Below are 18,132 nucleotides of genomic sequence, written 5' to 3' on the forward strand. Positions count from 1 at the left end.
TCAGACATTGTGATACAATATTTCAGCCGGAGGAGAAAAAATCCGGGATAAAAAAATAATGAGGTTGAGGAAATGGAAAGAGAAAAATTTTCTTCCAGACTGGGCTTTATCCTGATATCTGCAGGTTGTGCCATCGGTCTTGGAAATGTATGGCGTTTTCCCTACATAACGGGAAAGTACGGCGGTGCGGCGTTCGTTCTGATCTATCTGTTCTTTCTGATCGTTCTGGGGCTGCCGATCATGGTCATGGAATTTGCAGTTGGCAGAGCCAGCCAGAAGAGTATTGCCACCTCCTTCAATGTACTGGAGAAGAAGGGCAGTAAATGGCATATCTACCGATATTTCGGTATGGCAGGCAATTATCTGCTGATGATGTTCTACACCACCATCGGCGGCTGGATGCTGGCTTATTTTGTTAAAATGGTGAAAGGCGACTTTACAGGCCTTGACACGGAAGGAGTCAGTGCGGCATTCGGAAGCCTTTCCACGGACATGACCCAGATGATCTTCTGGATGGTCCTGATCGTAGTCATCGGTTTCGCGGTGTGCTCCATGGGTCTGCAGAAGGGTGTGGAAAAGATCACCAAGATCATGATGGTGGTGCTGCTGGCGCTGATGGTGCTTCTGGCTGTGCGCTCCTGTACGCTGGAGGGTGCATCTGAGGGACTGAAATTCTATCTGCTGCCGGATTTCGGCAAGCTTTCCGAGTATAAGATCCAGGAGGTTATCTTTGCGGCCATGGGACAGGCGTTCTTTACCCTGAGCCTTGGAATCGGCGCCCTGGCTATTTTCGGAAGCTATATAGGCAAGGAACATAAGCTCACCGGGGAGGCTGTCAGCATTACGATCCTGGATACCATGGTGGCGCTCATTGCAGGGCTTATCATTTTCCCGGCATGCTCCGCTTTCAACGTCAATCCGGGAGAGGGCCCGGGTCTTGTGTTCGTGACCCTGCCCAATGTGTTTAATGCCATGAAGGGCGGAAGGTTTTGGGGAGCGCTGTTCTTCCTGTTCATGTCCTTTGCCGCGCTTTCTACCATTATCGCCGTGTTCCAGAATATCATATCCTTTGCGCAGGATCTGTGGAACTGGAGCGTGAAAAAGGCAGCGCTCATAAACGGTATTGCCATATTTCTGCTGTCCCTGCCCTGTATTTTCGGTATGACCATATTAAGTGACTTTACCATTCTGGGCAAGGATATCATGGGATTTGAGGATTTCCTGGTGAGCAACAACCTGCTTCCTCTGGGTTCCCTTGTGTATCTTTTGTTCTGTGTGACAAGATACGGCTGGGGATGGGAAAATTTCCTGAAGGAAGCCAACACGGGGGAAGGCATCTCTTTCCCCAGAAAAATAAAGGTTTATCTCACATTTATCCTGCCTGTCATTGTCCTTTATATTTTCGTGCAGGGATATTGGAGTCTGTTTCAGAGTTTATAGAAAATTCCCTTGAAATCAGTAAATTTTACAGGTATACTAGGGATAGAATGAAAATCTAAGTTACCGTTTATGGCGAAGCGTGTCTGACAGGTAACTGCCGAAGCAGCGGATGCTGTGCCGGCGAAGCATATTTTCCGGTATAAGGAGAATGTATATGGAACATGTAATGCTGACAAAACTGCGTGAAGCGGGGTGTGACATGGACGGCACACTGGAGCGTTTTATGAACAATGAAATGCTGTGCATGAAGTTTTTAAGAAAATTTCCGGAGGATACCACTTTTGGGGAGATGCAGAAGGCCTTTGCGCAGGGAGATGCGGAAGAGTTTTTTAAAGCTGCCCATACCATGAAGGGAGTATCCGGCAATTTGGGGCTTAGCTGCCTTTATGATGAGATGCAGCCTGCGGTGGAGAAGGGCAGAAGAGGTGAACTTCCCTCCCGGGAGGATATGGATGAAATCAAAAAGCAGTATGACCAGATAATAAAGATCATTACAGAAAATGAATAATGAAGAGGAATAACAGATGAAGAGAATTTTACTGAAACTGAGCGGAGAAGCACTGGCAGGTCCAAAGAAGACAGGTTTTGATGAGGCGACAGTCATGGAGGTTGCCCGCCAGGTAAAAGTTCTGGTGGATGAGGGAATCCAGGTGGGTATTGTCATCGGCGGCGGCAATTTCTGGAGAGGCCGTACCAGTGAGAATATTGACAGGACCAAAGCTGACCAGATCGGAATGCTTGCCACAGTCATGAACTGTATCTATGTATCTGAGATCTTCCGCACAGCAGGCATGAGAACCAGCGTCCTGACCCCGTTTGAATGCGGCTCCTTTACAAAATTATTTTCCAAGGACCGTGTCAATAAATATTTCGACCGCGGCATGGTAGTCTTTATGGCAGGCGGCACCGGCCATCCTTATTTCTCAACGGATACGGCAACGGTACTGCGCGCAGTGGAGATTGAAGCGGATATGATTTTCCTGGCAAAAGCAGTGGACGGCGTGTATGACAGTGATCCCAAGAGCAATCCGGATGCCAAGAAGTATGATGAGGTGAGCATCCAGGAAGTCATTGACAAAAAGCTGGCTGTTGTGGATATGACCGCCTCCATCCTCTGTATGGAAAATAAGATGCCCATGCTGGTGTTCGGGCTGAATGAGAAAGACAGTATTGTGAATACCGCGCACGGTAAATTCACGGGAACAAAAGTATTAGTATAATCTGGGAGGAAAACGAGTATGGCAACTGATGAGAGAATCGCAAAATATGAAGACAAGATGAACAAGACCATGGATGCCCTGGTAAAAGAACTGGGAACCATCCGTGCCGGACGTGCAAATCCGCATATTCTGGATAAAATCACCGTAGACTATTATGGAGCACCTACACCTCTGCAGCAGGTGGCAAATGTAACCGTTCCGGAACCCAGAATGATTCAGATCCAGCCATGGGAGGCTTCTCTGATCAAAGACATCCAGAAAGCGATCCTGACATCTGACTTGGGGATCAACCCCAATAATGACGGCAAATCGATTCGTCTGGTGCTGCCTGAGCTCACTGAGGAGCGCAGAAAAGAGCTGGTGAAAGACGTGAAGAAGAAAGGGGAGGCTGCTAAGGTAGCTATCCGTAATATCCGCCGCGATGCCAATGAGGCATTCAAAAAACTGGCAAAACAGGATGTATCTGAGGATGAGATCAAGGAGCTGGAAGATGTGATCCAGAAACTGACAGATAAGTTCGGCAAGAACATTGATAAGACAGTGGAAGAGAAATCCAAAGAAATCTTAACCGTATAATTTATAATCAAGAGGGGCACATACAAGAAAAAGGTATTGTGCCTCTTTTACGCGTAGGAGGAGAAAAACATGGTGATTCCAAATCATGTGGCAATCATTCTGGACGGAAACGGCCGCTGGGCCAAAGCCAAAGGAATGCCGAGGACATACGGGCATGTGAAAGGCTGCGAAAACCTGGAAAAAATATGTTCCATAGCCAAGGAGCTGGGGGTAAAATATCTCACGGTCTATGCCTTTTCCACTGAAAACTGGAAACGTTCCAAAGATGAAGTGGACGGCCTGATGAAGCTGTTCCGCAATTATATGAAAAAATGCCTGAAAATCGCAAGGGACAATAAGATGCGCGTCCGCGTGATCGGGGAGCCCTCTGTCTTTGACGAGGACCTGCAGGCAAGGATCAGAGAACTGGAGGAGTATTCCAGCCAGTTTGATGAGCTGCATTTCCAGATCGCGCTGAATTACGGCAGCAGGGATGAGATCAAAAGAGCGGTGCAGGATCTTGCCGGGGATGTGAAAAAGGGTATGCTGGACCCTGCGCAGATCACAGAGGATACCATATCCGGATATCTGGATACCAAGGGACTTCCGGACCCTGACCTGTTGATCCGTACCAGCGGGGAGGAGCGCCTTTCCAACTTTCTCATGTGGCAGCTTGCCTACACGGAGTTTTATTTTACCGATGTGGCATGGCCGGATTTTAACAAGGCTGAGTTTGAAAAGGCCATTTGGAAATTTAATCAGAGAGACCGCAGATACGGCGGCGTGAAGGAGGAGTAACATGTTCAAGACAAGGCTGTTAAGCGGAATTGTGCTGGTCATCATTGCCCTTGCCACCATTATTCCGGGAGGAATCGTGCTCTTTGCCACGCTGGCCGCCATCTCCCTCATCGGTATGCAGGAACTGTACAAAGCCATGAGAGTACATGAAAATCAGGCCGGCAGCCTGGAGATCATGGGGTATGCGGGGGCCATGGTTTACTACCTGACCCTTCTGCTGGACAGGGAAGAATTTTCCCTTATTGCCATTTTATTTGCATTGGTCCTCATTATGTCCGTGTATGTGTTTACATACCCAAAATACCATGCAGACCAGATCATGGCTGCCATGTTCGGTGTCATTTACGTGGCTGTCATGCTTTCTTATATCTATAAAACCAGGAATCTGGAAGGCGGCGCATGGCTTGTGGGCCTTATCTTTATAAGTTCCTGGGGTAGCGATACCTGTGCCTACTGTGTGGGAATGCTCATCGGCAAGCACAAAATGGCGCCTGTGTTAAGCCCGAAAAAATCCGTGGAAGGCGGTGTGGGCGGCGTTGTGGGGGCCGCGCTTCTGGGCGCCCTGTATGCAGTGGTGATTGCAAAATGGAACCCTGCTTCCGGCCATACGGCCCTTATGTATGCCCTGATCTGCGCGGTGGGTGCATTGATCTCCATGGTTGGAGATCTGGCGGCATCCGCGATCAAGAGAAACAAAGAGATAAAGGATTACGGCAGACTGATCCCGGGCCACGGCGGTATTCTGGACCGTTTTGACAGTGTCATATTTACGGCACCGTTCATCTATTTCCTGGCAAATGTACTGCTGTAAATGAGGTTGTGATGATATGAAGAAAATTGCGATATTAGGTTCCACAGGTTCCATCGGCACACAGACTTTGGATGTGGTGGAGAGAAATGATGACCTGCAGGTGGTGGGAATTGCCGCAGGCAGCAATATCCGGATGCTGGAAGAACAGATTCGGCGCTTTCATCCGAAGCTGGCGGCTGTGGGGGATGAAAAAAAGGCGGCTGAGCTAAGAAAAAGGGTCGCAGATACGGATTGTACGGTGACAGGAGGCATGGAAGGGCTTCTCGCCCTGGCTGCCATGCCGGAGTCGGATATACTGGTCACAGCCATTGTGGGCATGATCGGCATCCGCCCTACTGTGGAGGGTATCCGGGCCGGTAAGGATATTGCCCTTGCCAATAAGGAGACACTGGTGACAGCCGGGCATATTATCATGCCCCTTGCCAAAGAGTACGGCGTGCGTATCCTGCCTGTGGACAGTGAACACAGTGCCATCTTCCAGGCTCTGAACGGGGAGGACCCTTCCAGGATACACAAGCTGCTGATCACAGCTTCCGGCGGGCCTTTCCGGGGAAAGAAGCGGGAGGAGCTTACGAATATCCGTGTGGAGGACGCTCTGAAGCATCCCAACTGGGCTATGGGGCAGAAGATTACCATTGACTCCGCTACCCTGGTGAACAAGGGACTGGAGGTTATGGAGGCAAAGTGGCTGTTCCATATGGATCTGGACCGGATACAGGTTGTGGTGCAGCCTCAGAGTGTCATTCACTCCATGGTGGAGTTTGTGGACGGGGGCATCATTGCCCAGCTTGGAACTCCGGATATGCGGCTTCCCATTCAGTATGCCCTGTATGGGGGCGAGAGACGTTTTCTTCCCGGAGAGCGTCTGGATTTTGCGGCACTTGGATCTATCACTTTTGAGGAGCCGGATATGGACACCTTTAAAGGGCTGCCGCTGGCTATGGAGGCATCCAAAAAGGGTGGTTCCATGCCCACGGTATTCAACGCTGCAAATGAAAAGGCAGTAGGTATGTTTTTGAACAGAAAAATCGGTTTCCTGGATATTTATTCAATAATTGAAGAAGCTATGGAAAGACATAAAGTGATTGAGAATCCGGACGTAGATGAAATTACAGGCATCGAACAGGAGACTTACAGATGGATTGAAGGCAGGTGGTAGATTGAGTTTTTCCGGTATTATAAATATTTTGATTGCAGTTATTATCTTTTCCCTGATCGTTATTTTTCATGAGCTGGGACATTTTCTGCTGGCAAAGAGGAACGGCATTGCAGTGACGGAATTTTCACTGGGTATGGGGCCGAGGCTGATTTCCACAGAGAAGGGCGGCACCAGGTATTCCCTGAAGCTGTTTCCCATCGGCGGTTCCTGCCTGATGGTAGGAGAGGATGACGATGACGACAGCGCAGGTTCCTTCAACAACGCCTCTGTGTGGGCCAGAATCTCCGTGGTGGCGGCAGGTCCTGTGTTTAACTTTATCATGGCCTTTGTCTGCGCCATGATCATCACCAGCGTGGTGGGTTATGACCCGGCCAGAGTGACTGTTGTGCAGGAAGGGTCCGCGGCGGAGGCGGCGGGACTTAAGGAAGGCGACCTGATCACGGAATTCAACGGAAAGCATATTTCCATAGGCAGGGATTTGAGTCTTTACCAGACACTGCACGGGTATCAGGATAAAACCATTGATATGAAAGTGAAGCGGGACGGGAAGACAGAGGACATTTCCTTTACTGCTGACAGCATAGAGAAGAAGATGCTGGGATTTACCTACAGCAGTGAAGGCCCTGCGCAGATCATGGAAATCTATATTGACAGTCCCATGATGAAAGCCGGTCTGCAGGCCGGGGATGTGATCACAGGCATTGCGGGCACGAAGATCACAGACGGAAAAGAGCTTCAGGATTATATGGAGGCGCATCCGCTCACAGGGGATGAGATCACTCTGACTGTGGAGCGTAACGGCAAGGAGCGGGATGTTACGGCAAAACCTCAGATGCGGACTGTGGTCAGCAGCGGGTTTGACTATAACCTGTACAGAGAGAAGACCGGATTTTTAGGCGTGCTCAAATACAGCGCCGTGGAGGTCCGCTACTGGATCACCAGTACGGTTCAGAGCCTGGGACTTCTCATCAAGGGTACATTTTCCGTAAATGACCTGTCCGGACCGGTGGGGATTGTGGACGCCATCGGAGATTCTGTACAGGAGGCAAAATCCGAGGGCAGCGTGATATTGAGCATGCAGATGCTCTACTGGGTGATCCTTCTGTCAGCCAACCTGGGCGTTATGAACCTGCTGCCCATTCCGGCACTGGACGGAGGTCGTCTGGTATTCCTCATCATAGAGGCCATACGCGGCAAAGAGGTGAACCGGAATGTGGAGGGTATGATACACTTTGCAGGGTTTGTTCTTTTGATGCTGCTCATGGTGTTTGTCCTGTTTAATGATATCAAGAGGCTGTAAAAGAAAATCCGGGAGGGTTGGGTACAAAGAATCTGTACCCGGCCTTTCCGGATTTTTTGGTGATGGTTATACAAGTTCCGCGATTCTTGTGACGCCCACGTAGATCTCCTGTATTTTGTACCAGGTGGGATAATCCACAATGCCCGTGACAGGCAGGCTGAAGATTCGCTGAAAATCCCGTACAGCCCGCTGTGTGCCCTCCCCGTAGATGCCGTCCACGGTTACGGCCGGCAGTGCGGGATAGCCCTGGCGGATGGCATTTAGCTGTTCCTGGAGCTGCTCTACCTTGTCGCCGGAGCTGCCGATATCCAGATTGCTTCCCGGCCATGAGATGGGGATGCCGGCAATCTCCTCAGCCGTATTGATGTACATGTTGTCACCGTAGAAATTCCGGAGGATCTCAATGGCGGTGTAGCCCTGGTCGCCCAGATACTTGGACCCCCACTGTGTCATCCAGTTCGGGCATGACACCCGCTGTCCGTCGCAGTATTGTGTGAGGATGGGCTGTCTGACGCCCGGCCTGGAGAGATAATCAGCGAACAGCTCATCCACCACCCGGGAGATGCTGTCAAAGATATTCCTTCCGTTCATCCACTTGTGGTCAAAGGCAGTGGAGGAGGTGATGGTAAAGTCATAGCCTTTGTTCCGGTACCACTCCGTGTAGACCCGGTTCAGGGTAAAGGACATAATAGCCAGCACATTGGCGCGGATCGTCTCTGTGGGCCATGTGGCGTAGATCTCACTGGATGCCACATTTTTAATGTAATCCCGGTAGCGCACATAGAAGTTCTGGGCAGTGGGGTCTGTGGGGGCGCCGTCATGTACCACCACAAATTCCGGCACGACCACCCGGCTCAGAACAATCTCCCCGGATTCGTCCATGGGTTTGATCTCGTCTTCGGGTATTTTTTCCGGGTATGTGCCGAACAGGGTGTGGGCCGGAATGACAATATTCTGAAAGGTGTTCTCCGGCGTCTGGGCCTGGAGCCTTGCGGTCTGCAGGGCAGTGACCTCAGGCAGGATCTCCGCGCCGGAAATGTCCAGCGGCTCGAAATCCTCGGCTTCAATGTGGAAGGTGTATTCTGCGTAGGGCTGGTACTCAGAAGGTTCCATACTGTATTCCAGGGGCGGAGCAGGAAGCGTGATCTCCGGTGTCAGTCCGTTGGCATCCGTTTTCAGCTCATCAATAACAGAGGATGGTTCTCCCGTGTAGAGAATATCTATTGTGGCGTTTTCAATGGGGGTATTCCTGATCGCGGAGAGCACGGAAATCCTCAGACGGCCTTCATCCGGGTGGTCTGTCTGCATGGCTTTTATGGGAAAATAGTTCATAGGTAAAACCTCATGGCAGTTCGTTGGTTTAGGATATGCAGGCAGCGAAAAAATGTGACGGAATGATTGACAGAAACCATACTTTGTGCTAAGATTCCTCATAACATATGAGGCTTTACGGACTGGAGGACAGCAGATCATGAAAAAGATGCAGCGTGTTTGTTATGGTATTGCATTTTTTCTTTGTGTACTGTGCTTCTTTTTTATTTTTTCCCAGAGGCAGGAGAACAGGGATGCAGGAACAGGATCGACAGACGTATCCGGCCAGACTGCCATTACCCGGACTGTCCATACAGAGCAGTCCGCCGGTCTTCAAAAAGAAGAGACATTTTCACGTCTCTGTTTCGGAAAAAATAAGGGAGAGGAGGATCTTTTTCTCAGGCTCCTTCCTCTGTCTGCCCTTTTACTTTCCTGTGCCCTTGTTTTTCTGTTTTCCGGAGAGACAAAGGCTTCTGTCTATGCCTTTTTCAGGCGCAGCTTTCTGCTGAACCAATCCCCCATGGAACGGATTTTTATTGTCCAGTATAAGGACGGAAAGAAGAGAAGTTTCCCTTTTATCTGATCGCGTAAAATTAGAACAGAAAGCAGGGAAAACATGAAAAATAAAAAAACACATATATGGATAGCACTGGGAATCATTGCTGTCTTTTTTTTCATTGCCTTTTTCGGCTGTGGAGATGACATCAAAGGCATCCGGAATATGCGGTTCGGCATTGACATCCGGGGCGGCGTGGAGGCTGTGTTTGAGCCGGTGGGTATCACGAAAAAGCCTACGGCAGACGAACTGGAATCTGCCAGAAACATCATGGAGGGACGTCTGGATGCAAAAAACATACTGGACCGGGAAGTGACCGTGGAAAAAAAGGAGGGCAGAATCCTTGTCAGGTTTCCGTGGAAATCCGATGAAAAGGACTTTAATCCCGAGGAGGCCATTGCAGAGCTGGGAGAGACAGCAAAGCTGACCTTTCAGGATGAAGACCACAAAGTGCTGGTGGAAGGCCGGGATGTTGCCGGCAGCTCTGTGGTGCAGAGCCAGGATACCAGGGAGTATGAGGTGGAGCTTCACTTTGACAAGCGCGGCACGGAGAAGTTTGCAAAGGCCACAGAGGACAATCTGGGCAGGAATATCGGTATCTATATGGATGATACGCGGATTTCCAATCCGGTGGTGCAGCAGAAGATTGAAGGAGGAGAGGCTGTCATTAATGGCATGGGTTCCAGGGAAGAGGCCCAGGCGCTCTCCGACAAGATCAATGCCGGCGCGCTTCCGTTTTCCATGAAGACCAGTAATTACAATACCATCAGCCCCACACTGGGAAACCGGGCATTAACATCCATGGTGACAGCGGCGGCAGCGGCCATGGTTCTGGTATGCCTGTTCATGAGCTTTTACTACAGGCTGCCCGGCGTGCTGAGCTGTGTCACGCTGCTGTTTCAGATGGCACTGCAGGTGCTGGCTATTTCCGTTCCCCAGTATACCATCACACTTCCCGGAATTGCGGGGCTGATCCTCTCGGCAGGCATGGCAGTGGATGCCAATATTATCATAAGTGAGCGGATCAGTGAGGAGCTGATGCACGGGGCATCGGTAAAGGCGGCAGTCAGAAAGGGATACCAGAGAGCATTTTCCTCTGTGCTGGACGGAAATATCACCACAGCGGCTGTGGCTGTCATCCTCATGATGTTCGGCTCGGGAACTATGCTGAGCTTTGGATATACCCTGTTTACCGGTGTTGTGATCAACCTGTTTGCGGGAGTGTGGATGTCCAGAACCATGCTCACCTCTGTGGTACAGTATGAATTTTTCAAACGCCCGTCCATGTTCCGCAAAAAAAGGGAGAGAAAGATTCTGGACTTTTCGGGAAAACGCAGAGGGATCTTCTTTTTTACCGCCTGTGTACTCCTTGCGGGGACGATACTGAGCGCGGCGAACGGCATGAAGCTGGATACACAGTTCACCGGAGGCGTTATCCTGAAATACACCTTTACAGGAGATGCGGATACGGAAAAGCTGAAGGAGAAGGTGGAAACCGTGCTGGAACGGCCTGCCAACATGCAGATCACCCAGGACCCGGCAAGCGGGCAGCAGAAACTGGCAGTGACGCTGGCCGGAAATAAGGGGCTTTCACCTAAGGAACAGCAGGAGGTGACAAAGACACTGAACGCGGAGGGAGGACAGGAGTATAAGCTCTCTGAAACGTATGCGGTGGAGCCTTATATCGGGGCAAAGGCGCTTAAAAATTCCGTCATTGCCATTGTACTTTCCGCTCTGTTTATCGTCATATATATAAGGATACGGTTTTCTTCCATGTCCGGGCTTGCGGCGGGGATCTCGGCTGTGACGGCACTTCTGCACGATATCCTCATCGTGGTGTTTGTGTTCGGCGTGTGCAGGATTCCGGTGAATGATGCCTTTGTGGCCGTGACCTTGACCATTATCGGGTATTCTATCAATGACACCATTGTTCTCTATGACAGGATCCGGGAGAACCAAAAGGACAGGGGAAAAGGGGAAACGCTGGCAAAGCTGGTGGACAGAAGCATCACGGAGACGCTGGGGCGGTCTGTCAATACAGCCTTTACCGTTGTGGCCTGCGTGTTTATCATCTATCTGTTTTCTGCTTTTTACCACATTGAATCCATCCAGGTATTTTCTCTGCCGCTTCTGGCGGGGATGATCAGCGGATGTTACTCTTCCGTATGCATTGCAGGCCCTCTTTGGGTGTGCTGGGAAGAGCATAAGCAGAAAAAGAAGAAATAAAGGGAAAGGGTGTTTGAGATGAAGGATGCACAGAGAGAGACAGGGATACCCTTCAGTGCAGGTGCGGTTTTAATTTCTGTGGGAGTGGTCTACGGGGATATCGGGACTTCCCCCATGTATGTGATGAAATCCATCCTGGAGGGAAACGGCGGGATCACCGGGACAGGGGAGGACGTCATATACGGAGCGCTTTCCCTGGTCATATGGACCATTATCCTGCTTACCACCGTCAAATACGTGCTGATAGCCATGCAGGCGGACAATCACAATGAGGGCGGTATCTTTGCCCTGTACAGCCTGGTGAAAAAATGCGGGAAATGGCTTGTATTTCCCGCCATGATAGGAGGGGCTGCGCTTCTGGCGGACGGAATCCTGACTCCCGCGGTGACGGTCACCACAGCCATTGAAGGTCTCAGAAGCATTCCGTGGGTTTACAAAGTGCTGGGAAATGATCAGGACAAAATCGTGGTCATAACCCTTGTGATCATCGCTGCCCTTTTTCTGGTGCAGAAGGCAGGTACCAGCTCCATCGGAAGGGCCTTCGGTCCGGTTATGACCCTGTGGTTTCTCTTTCTGGCAGCAGCCGGATGCTTTCATATTATGGGGGACCCGGGAATCCTCCGGGCATTGAATCCTCTGTGGGCTGTGAAAATACTGGTAAGCCCGGATAACCGGATGGGACTTATGATTCTCGGAAGCGTATTTCTGGCTACTACAGGGGCGGAAGCGCTTTACTCGGATATGGGGCATGTGGGGCGGCAGAATATATATGCAAGCTGGCCTTTTGTTAAGATGTGCCTGATCTTAAATTATCTGGGACAGGGGGCCTGGCTGCTGAAAAACAGAAGCAGCGGGAGTCTGGGAGCCATTCCGGATATGAACCCGTTTTTTGAGATGCTGCCTGAGGAGATACGGCCCCTGGGTGTTGTACTGGGAACCATGGCCGCGGTCATTGCGTCACAGGCGCTGGTGACAGGGTCTTTTACGCTGGTTTCAGAGGCCAGCAGACTGGATTTGATGCCTCATATGCAGATCGTGTACCCATCCATGATCAAGGGGCAGATCTTTATCCCACTGGTCAATCTGGTGCTGTGGATCTCCTGTTCTGTGCTGGTGCTTTATTTCAGGACCAGTGCCCATATGGAGGCGGCATACGGTCTGGCCATTACGCTCACTATGCTGATGACGACCCTGCTTTTGTTTGTTTACCTGAACAGGATCAGGAAAAAATACAGGAGTTCCCGGCTGTTTCTGCTATTTTTCGGAGGACTGGAGGGGACATTTTTCCTTTCCAGTCTGAGCAAGTTTAAAAGGGGCGGCTATGTGGCGCTGTTTATCGCTGCGGTCCTTTTTGGGATTATGGTGGTGTGGTACAGGGGGACTGCCATAGAAAATTCCCAGGCAGTCTATCTGAAAGTCCGTGACTTTGTGGGACAGCTGGGCAGATTAAGGGCGGATACCGGCATACCCATCCAGACGGATAACCTTGTCTATATTACCAAGGAGACACAGGTGGAGGAACTGGACCGGGATATTCTGTATTCTGTTCTGGACCGTCCGAAGCGTGCCAGGGCCTACTGGTTTATCAACATCCAGGTCACGGACCAGCCGTATACCAGGGAGTATACGGTGGAGAATTTCGGAACGGATTATATTTTCAAGATTCAGCTCCGCCTGGGGTTCAAGGTGGACCAGAGGGTGAATGTGTATCTGCGGCAGATCGTGGAGGAGCTGATTGACAGCAATGAACTTCCCTCCCAGGAGCCGAAATACTCCATCTACGGGTCCGGGGAAGTGGGGTGCTTCCAGTTCTGCCTGATCCGGAAACTACTCATACCGGAGAGCGATATTACACCGGCAGGGCGGGCGGCTGTCTCGCTGAAATATGCCATCCGCCGTGTGGCCGGCTCCTCCGCCAGATGGTACGGTCTGGAAAATTCTGCCCTGATCCTGGAATATGTTCCGCTGTTTATCAAGATGAAAAATCTGCGTCCTTTAAGGCGTGTCTGACCTGCAAAACACCGCCAAATGTGTGCAAACTGTCAAATTGTGCTGAAATGCTGAAAATAGTCATAAATAAGGTATGGATAGGCACTGCACTTTTCTACAAAATAGTAGAAAAGGAGTGAATGATATGAGTGAAGATATTAATGCACAATTAATGGAACTGGGGCTCAATATAGCCTATTACAGAAAACTGAAAGGAATCACGCAGGCACAGCTTGCCCAGATGGTGGGCATAAGCAGAACACATATCAGCAATATTGAGGCGCCGAAAATGCCCACACAGATTTCCGTGGAAACCCTGCTGAAAGTGGCTGACGCGCTGGAGATCAAGACCTGGAAACTGTTTGCTTTCCGCAGTGAGATAAATATATTATAAAGGGAAGGCAAAAATCCTTTTTTGTTGTTGAAAAATACCATTGGAAGCGCTAAAATAGGAATCAGATAAGAGACAGAAAGGATAAAGAATTTATGAAACGTTCAGAAATCAATGCAGCGCTGAAAGAGATGGAGGAGATGGTCAACAAGTGCTGTTTCAAACTTCCGCCATTCTGCCATTTTACACCGGAAGACTGGAAGGAAAAAGGCAGCGAGTACGACGAGATTCGTGATAATATGCTGGGCTGGGACATTACCGATTACGGCCTGGGCAGGTTTGATGAGGTGGGATTCTCCCTCATTACCTTAAGAAACGGCAACCTGAAAATGGATAAGTATACAAAGACCTATGCGGAGAAACTGCTGTACATAAAAGAGGGACAGATGGCTCCCATGCATTTCCACTGGAACAAGATGGAGGATATTATCAACAGAGGGGGCGGCAACGTTCTGATCCGTGTATACAACTCCACAGAGGACGGCCGGTTCGCTGACACGGATGTGACAGTCAACTGTGACGGCAGGGAGTTTACCGTGCCGGCAGGTACCCAGGTGAAGCTGCAGCCGGGTGAGAGCATCACCGTTTATCCGTATATGTATCATGATTTTGAGCTGGAGCCGGGCACAGGACCGGTGCTGTTAGGCGAAGTTTCCATGTGCAATGACGATGAAAATGACAACCGTTTTTATGAGCCTATCGGCAGATTTCCTGAGATAGAGGAGGACGAGGCACCGTATCGTCTGCTCTGTACAGAATATCCCAAGGCAAAATAAATGCTCGAGGAGAATTGAGACAAAGAGCTGTCAGGCCAGAGAGAAAAATTCTTTCTGGCTGGACAGCTTTTGTTCGTGAAACCCCAAATATACCACCTGCCGGTGCTGGAGTGTACAAGGTTCAGATACGCTCTTGGGGAAGTACCGGCAAGAGAAAACATGGAGGATTTTTACATATGGCAAAGTACATGATGGCCCTGGACGCAGGAACGACAAGCAACCGGTGTATTCTTTTCAACGAAAAGGGTGAGATGATCAGTGTGGCCCAGAAAGAGTTCACACAGTATTTTCCAAAGCCCGGCTGGGTGGAGCACGATGCAAATGAGATCTGGTCCACGCAGCTCGGCGTGGCTGTGGAAGCCATGCAGAAGGTGGGCGTGGAGGCAAAGGATATTGCAGGTATCGGCATCACAAACCAGAGGGAGACAGCGATCGTCTGGGATAAAAATACAGGCGAGCCGGTATACCATGCCATTGTGTGGCAGTGCAGAAGGACCTCGGAATACTGTGATTCCCTGAAGGATAAGGGGCTTACAGAGGTTTTCAGGGAGAAGACAGGCCTGATCATTGACGCCTATTTTTCAGGTACCAAGGTTAAATGGATTCTGGACCATGTGGATGGCGCCAGAGAGCGGGCCGAGAGAGGCGAGCTGCTCTTTGGAACAGTGGAGACCTGGCTGATTTGGAAGATGACAAAGGGTGCGGTCCATGTGACGGATTATTCCAATGCGTCCAGAACCCTTCTGTATAATATCAACAAACTGGAGTGGGATGAGGAGATTTTAAAGGAGCTGGATATTCCCAGGTGCATGCTGCCTGAGGTGAAGCCTTCCAGTTGTGTCTACGGTATGGCGGATGCAAGCTTTTTCGGCGGGGAGATTCCCATAGCCGGAGCGGCGGGAGACCAGCAGTCCGCGCTGTTTGGACAGACCTGTTTTTTGGAAGGAGAGGCAAAGAATACGTATGGAACAGGTTGTTTTCTGCTGATGAATACAGGGGAGAAGCCTGTATTTTCCAAAAACGGGCTTGTGACCACCATTGCCTGGGGATTGGACGGAAAGGTGAATTATGCCCTGGAGGGCTCTGTCTTCGTGGCAGGCGCGGCGATCCAGTGGCTTCGCGACGAGCTGCGTATCATTGACAGCGCAGAGGACTCTGAGTACATGGCAAGGAAGGTGAAGGATACCCACGGCTGTTATGTGGTTCCTGCGTTTACAGGGCTGGGAGCGCCTTACTGGGATCAGTATGCAAGAGGAATCATTGTGGGTCTTACAAGAGGAGTGAACAAATATCATATTATCCGTGCCACGCTGGAATCCCTGGCTTATCAGGTACATGATGTGGTGCGGGCAATGGAGGCGGATTCCGGCATTCCTCTGGCCTCCCTGAAGGTGGACGGCGGTGCCAGCGCCAACAATTTCCTTATGCAGACACAGGCAGATATGGTACAGGTTCCGGTAAAGAGGCCCCAGTGTGTGGAGACTACAGCCATGGGCGCGGCGTATCTGGCCGGACTGGCTGTGGGATATTGGAAAGACAAGAATGAGATTGTAAAGAACTGGGAGATTGAGAGGACTTTTGAGCCGGTCATCTCCATGGAAGAGCGGAATAAGAAGATGAAGGGCTGGGAAAGGGCCGTGAAATGTTCTTACGGATGGGCAAAAGAGGAGTAACAGAGGTACTATTCACAGCCAATGTCCCGGGAGGTGTTTTCCCCAAGGGGATGCTGCACGATGCGAAGCAAAATCCCGAGGCAGCCAGCGCCATATGGAGCGGAATGCTCCATATCTGTGCATCGCGAAGCGTGTTGCTGGACACGTAGTGAACAGTAACGTAACAGGATAAGGCAGAAGTCCCCGGATGACGGGGATTTTTGCTGTAAAGGAAAGGGAGCGGAATATGAACAGAAATCTGATGAAAAAAATGGGAAGTATGCAGCAGATGGCATATGTGAGAAAGGTGACTTTTGAGGAGGGTGCAGCAGCAGGCCTTCGTGCTTATGAGGTGAAGGCAGGGGAACTGGCTTTTACCGTGGCTGCGGATAAGTGCCTGGATATTGTGGAGATGTCCTATAAAGGGGTGAATCTTAATTTCCTCAGCAAGCCGGGTCTTATGAACGGGCAGAGGTTTGACAGTAATGGATTTGAGGCGCAGAAAAGTATCATGGGGGGCATGTTTTTTACCTGTGGTACCAGTAATGTGGGAAGACCGGATCTGAACCCGGACGCACCGCTTCCCATGCATGGGTATCTGCGTTCTACCCCGGCGGAGCATGTGTGTGCGGATGCTTTTTGGGACGGGGATGTGTATCGGATCGTGATCTCGGGGGAGATGCGGCAGGCTGCGCTGTTCGGGGAGAATATCGTGCTGAGGCGGACGATTTCTGCCGAACTTGGGAGCAGTGAGGTGAAGATCCATGATGAGTATGTGAATGAAGGGTATGGGGATGAGCCTTTCATGCTGTTGTATCATTGTAATGTGGGATATCCGCTGCTGGATGCGGGGAGTGTGATCGAGGTGCCGGCTGTGGAAACGGTGCTGAAGGGGGAGGATAAGGAGACAGAGCGTCCGTGGAACCTTGTGGGGGAAGCGGTGGATCTGCTGCCGGAGGAAGTGTTTTATCATAAGATTCGTTTTGATGAGGACGGCAAGGCGCGTGTGCGGGTGAAAAATCCTGTGCTTGGAATGGGGATATGTGTGGAGTTTTCAGGAGAGGAGCTGCCGAATTTTACCCAGTGGAAGTCCATGGCATCAGGGGATTATGTTGTGGGACTGGAACCTTGTAATTGTCATGTGGACGGGCAGAAATGGGAAGAGGAGAATGGGACGCTTCGGAGGATATTGGCTGGGAAGAAGAAGGTGGTGGAACTGGGAATTAGGGTGGAATAGTGGAAATGGCGGACGGCACAGGAGAGCGGATGCGGGAGAGGATGGCGGGAATTTGAGATGTGTGTGGGGAGGCTTTGTGAAATGAAATAATGATGATGTTAATGTATGGTAGGTTAAAGAAAAAGGTGGAATATTAAGGAATGCCTATAATTTTAAGATGTTGAATTGAAATAGTAGGTAAAGTAAGAAGAAAATCTGGCCAGAAACTTAAGGGATACCTATAATTTTAAGATGTTGGATTGAAATATATGTAAAGCAGGAAGAAAAATTGGTCAGAAACTTAAGAAATACCTATAATTTTAAGATGATAGAGATGAATAGTAGGTAAAGCAGGAAGAAAAGTTGGACAGAAACTTAAGAAATACCTATAATTTTAAGATGTTAGATATGAATAGCAGGTAAAGCAGGAAGAAAAGTTGGACAGAAACTTAAGAAATACCTATAATTCTAAAATGATAGAAATGAATAGTAGGTAAAACAGGAAGAGAATCTGGTCAGAATCTCCAGAAATGCCTATAATTCTAAGATATTGGAAGGGAATAGCAGGTAATCTCTTATAGGGCAAGACAGACTCACTGGAAGGGCCGGGGTTTTTAAACTGTACCCCTTGTCAAGGACATTTTGAATTTGTGTAGTACCTATTTTTTAGACAAATCTACACAAAACATATCCTTGATTTTAAACAACTGAGAATGGTGACAGATCCTGGGC

At 49.9% G+C, this 18,132-nt stretch carries 16 protein-coding genes; 15 read left to right on the forward strand and 1 reads right to left on the reverse strand.

The window, feature by feature from the left end:
• Window positions 1-72 precede the first annotated feature (72 nt).
• The 8 genes from MUB35_RS13800 to rseP all read left to right on the forward strand — a co-directional run bounded on the left by MUB35_RS13800 (window position 73) and on the right by rseP (window position 7,283).
• Window positions 73-1,440 (forward strand): sodium-dependent transporter, encoded by a 1,368-nt coding sequence (locus MUB35_RS13800; protein ID WP_033143425.1) that lies wholly within the window; start codon window positions 73-75, stop codon window positions 1,438-1,440.
• A gap of 154 nt (window positions 1,441-1,594) precedes the next feature.
• Window positions 1,595-1,948: an Hpt domain-containing protein gene (locus MUB35_RS13805; RefSeq protein ID WP_033143424.1), complete on the forward strand. Its 354-nt coding sequence runs from the start codon at window positions 1,595-1,597 to the stop codon at window positions 1,946-1,948.
• A 16-nt stretch (window positions 1,949-1,964) separates the two neighbouring features.
• Entirely contained in the window at window positions 1,965-2,660 is a 696-nt protein-coding gene (gene pyrH, locus MUB35_RS13810; RefSeq protein ID WP_033143423.1) for a UMP kinase, read from the forward strand.
• A gap of 18 nt (window positions 2,661-2,678) precedes the next feature.
• A complete protein-coding gene (frr, locus tag MUB35_RS13815; RefSeq protein WP_033143422.1) occupies window positions 2,679-3,236 on the forward strand; it encodes a ribosome recycling factor in 558 nt (185 codons plus the stop codon).
• 69 nt (window positions 3,237-3,305) lie between these two features.
• Window positions 3,306-4,013, forward strand: a complete 708-nt coding sequence (locus MUB35_RS13820) for an isoprenyl transferase (protein ID WP_033143421.1) — start codon at window positions 3,306-3,308, stop codon at window positions 4,011-4,013.
• A gap of 1 nt (window position 4,014) precedes the next feature.
• Entirely contained in the window at window positions 4,015-4,824 is an 810-nt protein-coding gene (locus MUB35_RS13825) for a phosphatidate cytidylyltransferase (RefSeq protein ID WP_033143420.1), read from the forward strand.
• A gap of 16 nt (window positions 4,825-4,840) precedes the next feature.
• Window positions 4,841-5,983: a 1-deoxy-D-xylulose-5-phosphate reductoisomerase gene (dxr, locus tag MUB35_RS13830; protein ID WP_033143419.1), complete on the forward strand. Its 1,143-nt coding sequence runs from the start codon at window positions 4,841-4,843 to the stop codon at window positions 5,981-5,983.
• Window positions 5,967-7,283: an RIP metalloprotease RseP gene (gene rseP / locus MUB35_RS13835; RefSeq protein ID WP_298077170.1), complete on the forward strand. Its 1,317-nt coding sequence runs from the start codon at window positions 5,967-5,969 to the stop codon at window positions 7,281-7,283. The genes dxr and rseP overlap by 17 nt, the downstream gene beginning before the upstream one ends.
• 66 nt (window positions 7,284-7,349) lie before the next feature.
• Here the strand turns inward: rseP and MUB35_RS13840 are convergent, their stop codons facing one another.
• The gene (locus MUB35_RS13840; protein WP_033143418.1) at window positions 7,350-8,615 is read right to left on the reverse strand and encodes a peptidoglycan-binding protein; all 1,266 of its coding nucleotides are present in this window, start codon (window positions 8,613-8,615) and stop codon (window positions 7,350-7,352) included.
• Between the two features lie 139 nt (window positions 8,616-8,754).
• On the opposite strand from MUB35_RS13840, the gene MUB35_RS13845 reads away from it, so the two are divergent.
• The 7 genes from MUB35_RS13845 to MUB35_RS13875 all read left to right on the forward strand — a co-directional run bounded on the left by MUB35_RS13845 (window position 8,755) and on the right by MUB35_RS13875 (window position 17,421).
• The gene (locus MUB35_RS13845) at window positions 8,755-9,177 is read left to right on the forward strand and encodes a hypothetical protein (RefSeq protein WP_244806382.1); all 423 of its coding nucleotides are present in this window, start codon (window positions 8,755-8,757) and stop codon (window positions 9,175-9,177) included.
• 33 nt (window positions 9,178-9,210) lie between these two features.
• Window positions 9,211-11,376 (forward strand): protein translocase subunit SecF, encoded by a 2,166-nt coding sequence (gene secF / locus MUB35_RS13850; protein WP_244806383.1) that lies wholly within the window; start codon window positions 9,211-9,213, stop codon window positions 11,374-11,376.
• A gap of 18 nt (window positions 11,377-11,394) precedes the next feature.
• Entirely contained in the window at window positions 11,395-13,386 is a 1,992-nt protein-coding gene (locus MUB35_RS13855; protein ID WP_244806384.1) for a KUP/HAK/KT family potassium transporter, read from the forward strand.
• Window positions 13,387-13,510: 124 nt separating this feature from the next.
• Window positions 13,511-13,759, forward strand: a complete 249-nt coding sequence (locus tag MUB35_RS13860; protein ID WP_033143414.1) for a helix-turn-helix domain-containing protein — start codon at window positions 13,511-13,513, stop codon at window positions 13,757-13,759.
• A 92-nt stretch (window positions 13,760-13,851) separates the two neighbouring features.
• Window positions 13,852-14,532, forward strand: coding sequence for a D-lyxose/D-mannose family sugar isomerase (locus MUB35_RS13865; protein ID WP_033143413.1), 681 nt, complete (start codon window positions 13,852-13,854; stop codon window positions 14,530-14,532).
• A gap of 176 nt (window positions 14,533-14,708) precedes the next feature.
• Complete coding sequence (gene glpK, locus MUB35_RS13870; RefSeq protein ID WP_033143412.1) at window positions 14,709-16,205, forward strand: glycerol kinase GlpK; 1,497 nt, start codon at window positions 14,709-14,711, stop codon at window positions 16,203-16,205.
• Between the two features lie 226 nt (window positions 16,206-16,431).
• Window positions 16,432-17,421 (forward strand): aldose 1-epimerase family protein, encoded by a 990-nt coding sequence (locus tag MUB35_RS13875; protein WP_244806385.1) that lies wholly within the window; start codon window positions 16,432-16,434, stop codon window positions 17,419-17,421.
• The last annotated feature ends 711 nt before the right edge of the window (window positions 17,422-18,132 follow it).

Source organism: Blautia sp. NSJ-175, from assembly GCF_022867815.1.
Classification (GTDB): domain Bacteria; phylum Bacillota; class Clostridia; order Lachnospirales; family Lachnospiraceae; genus Blautia; species Blautia celeris.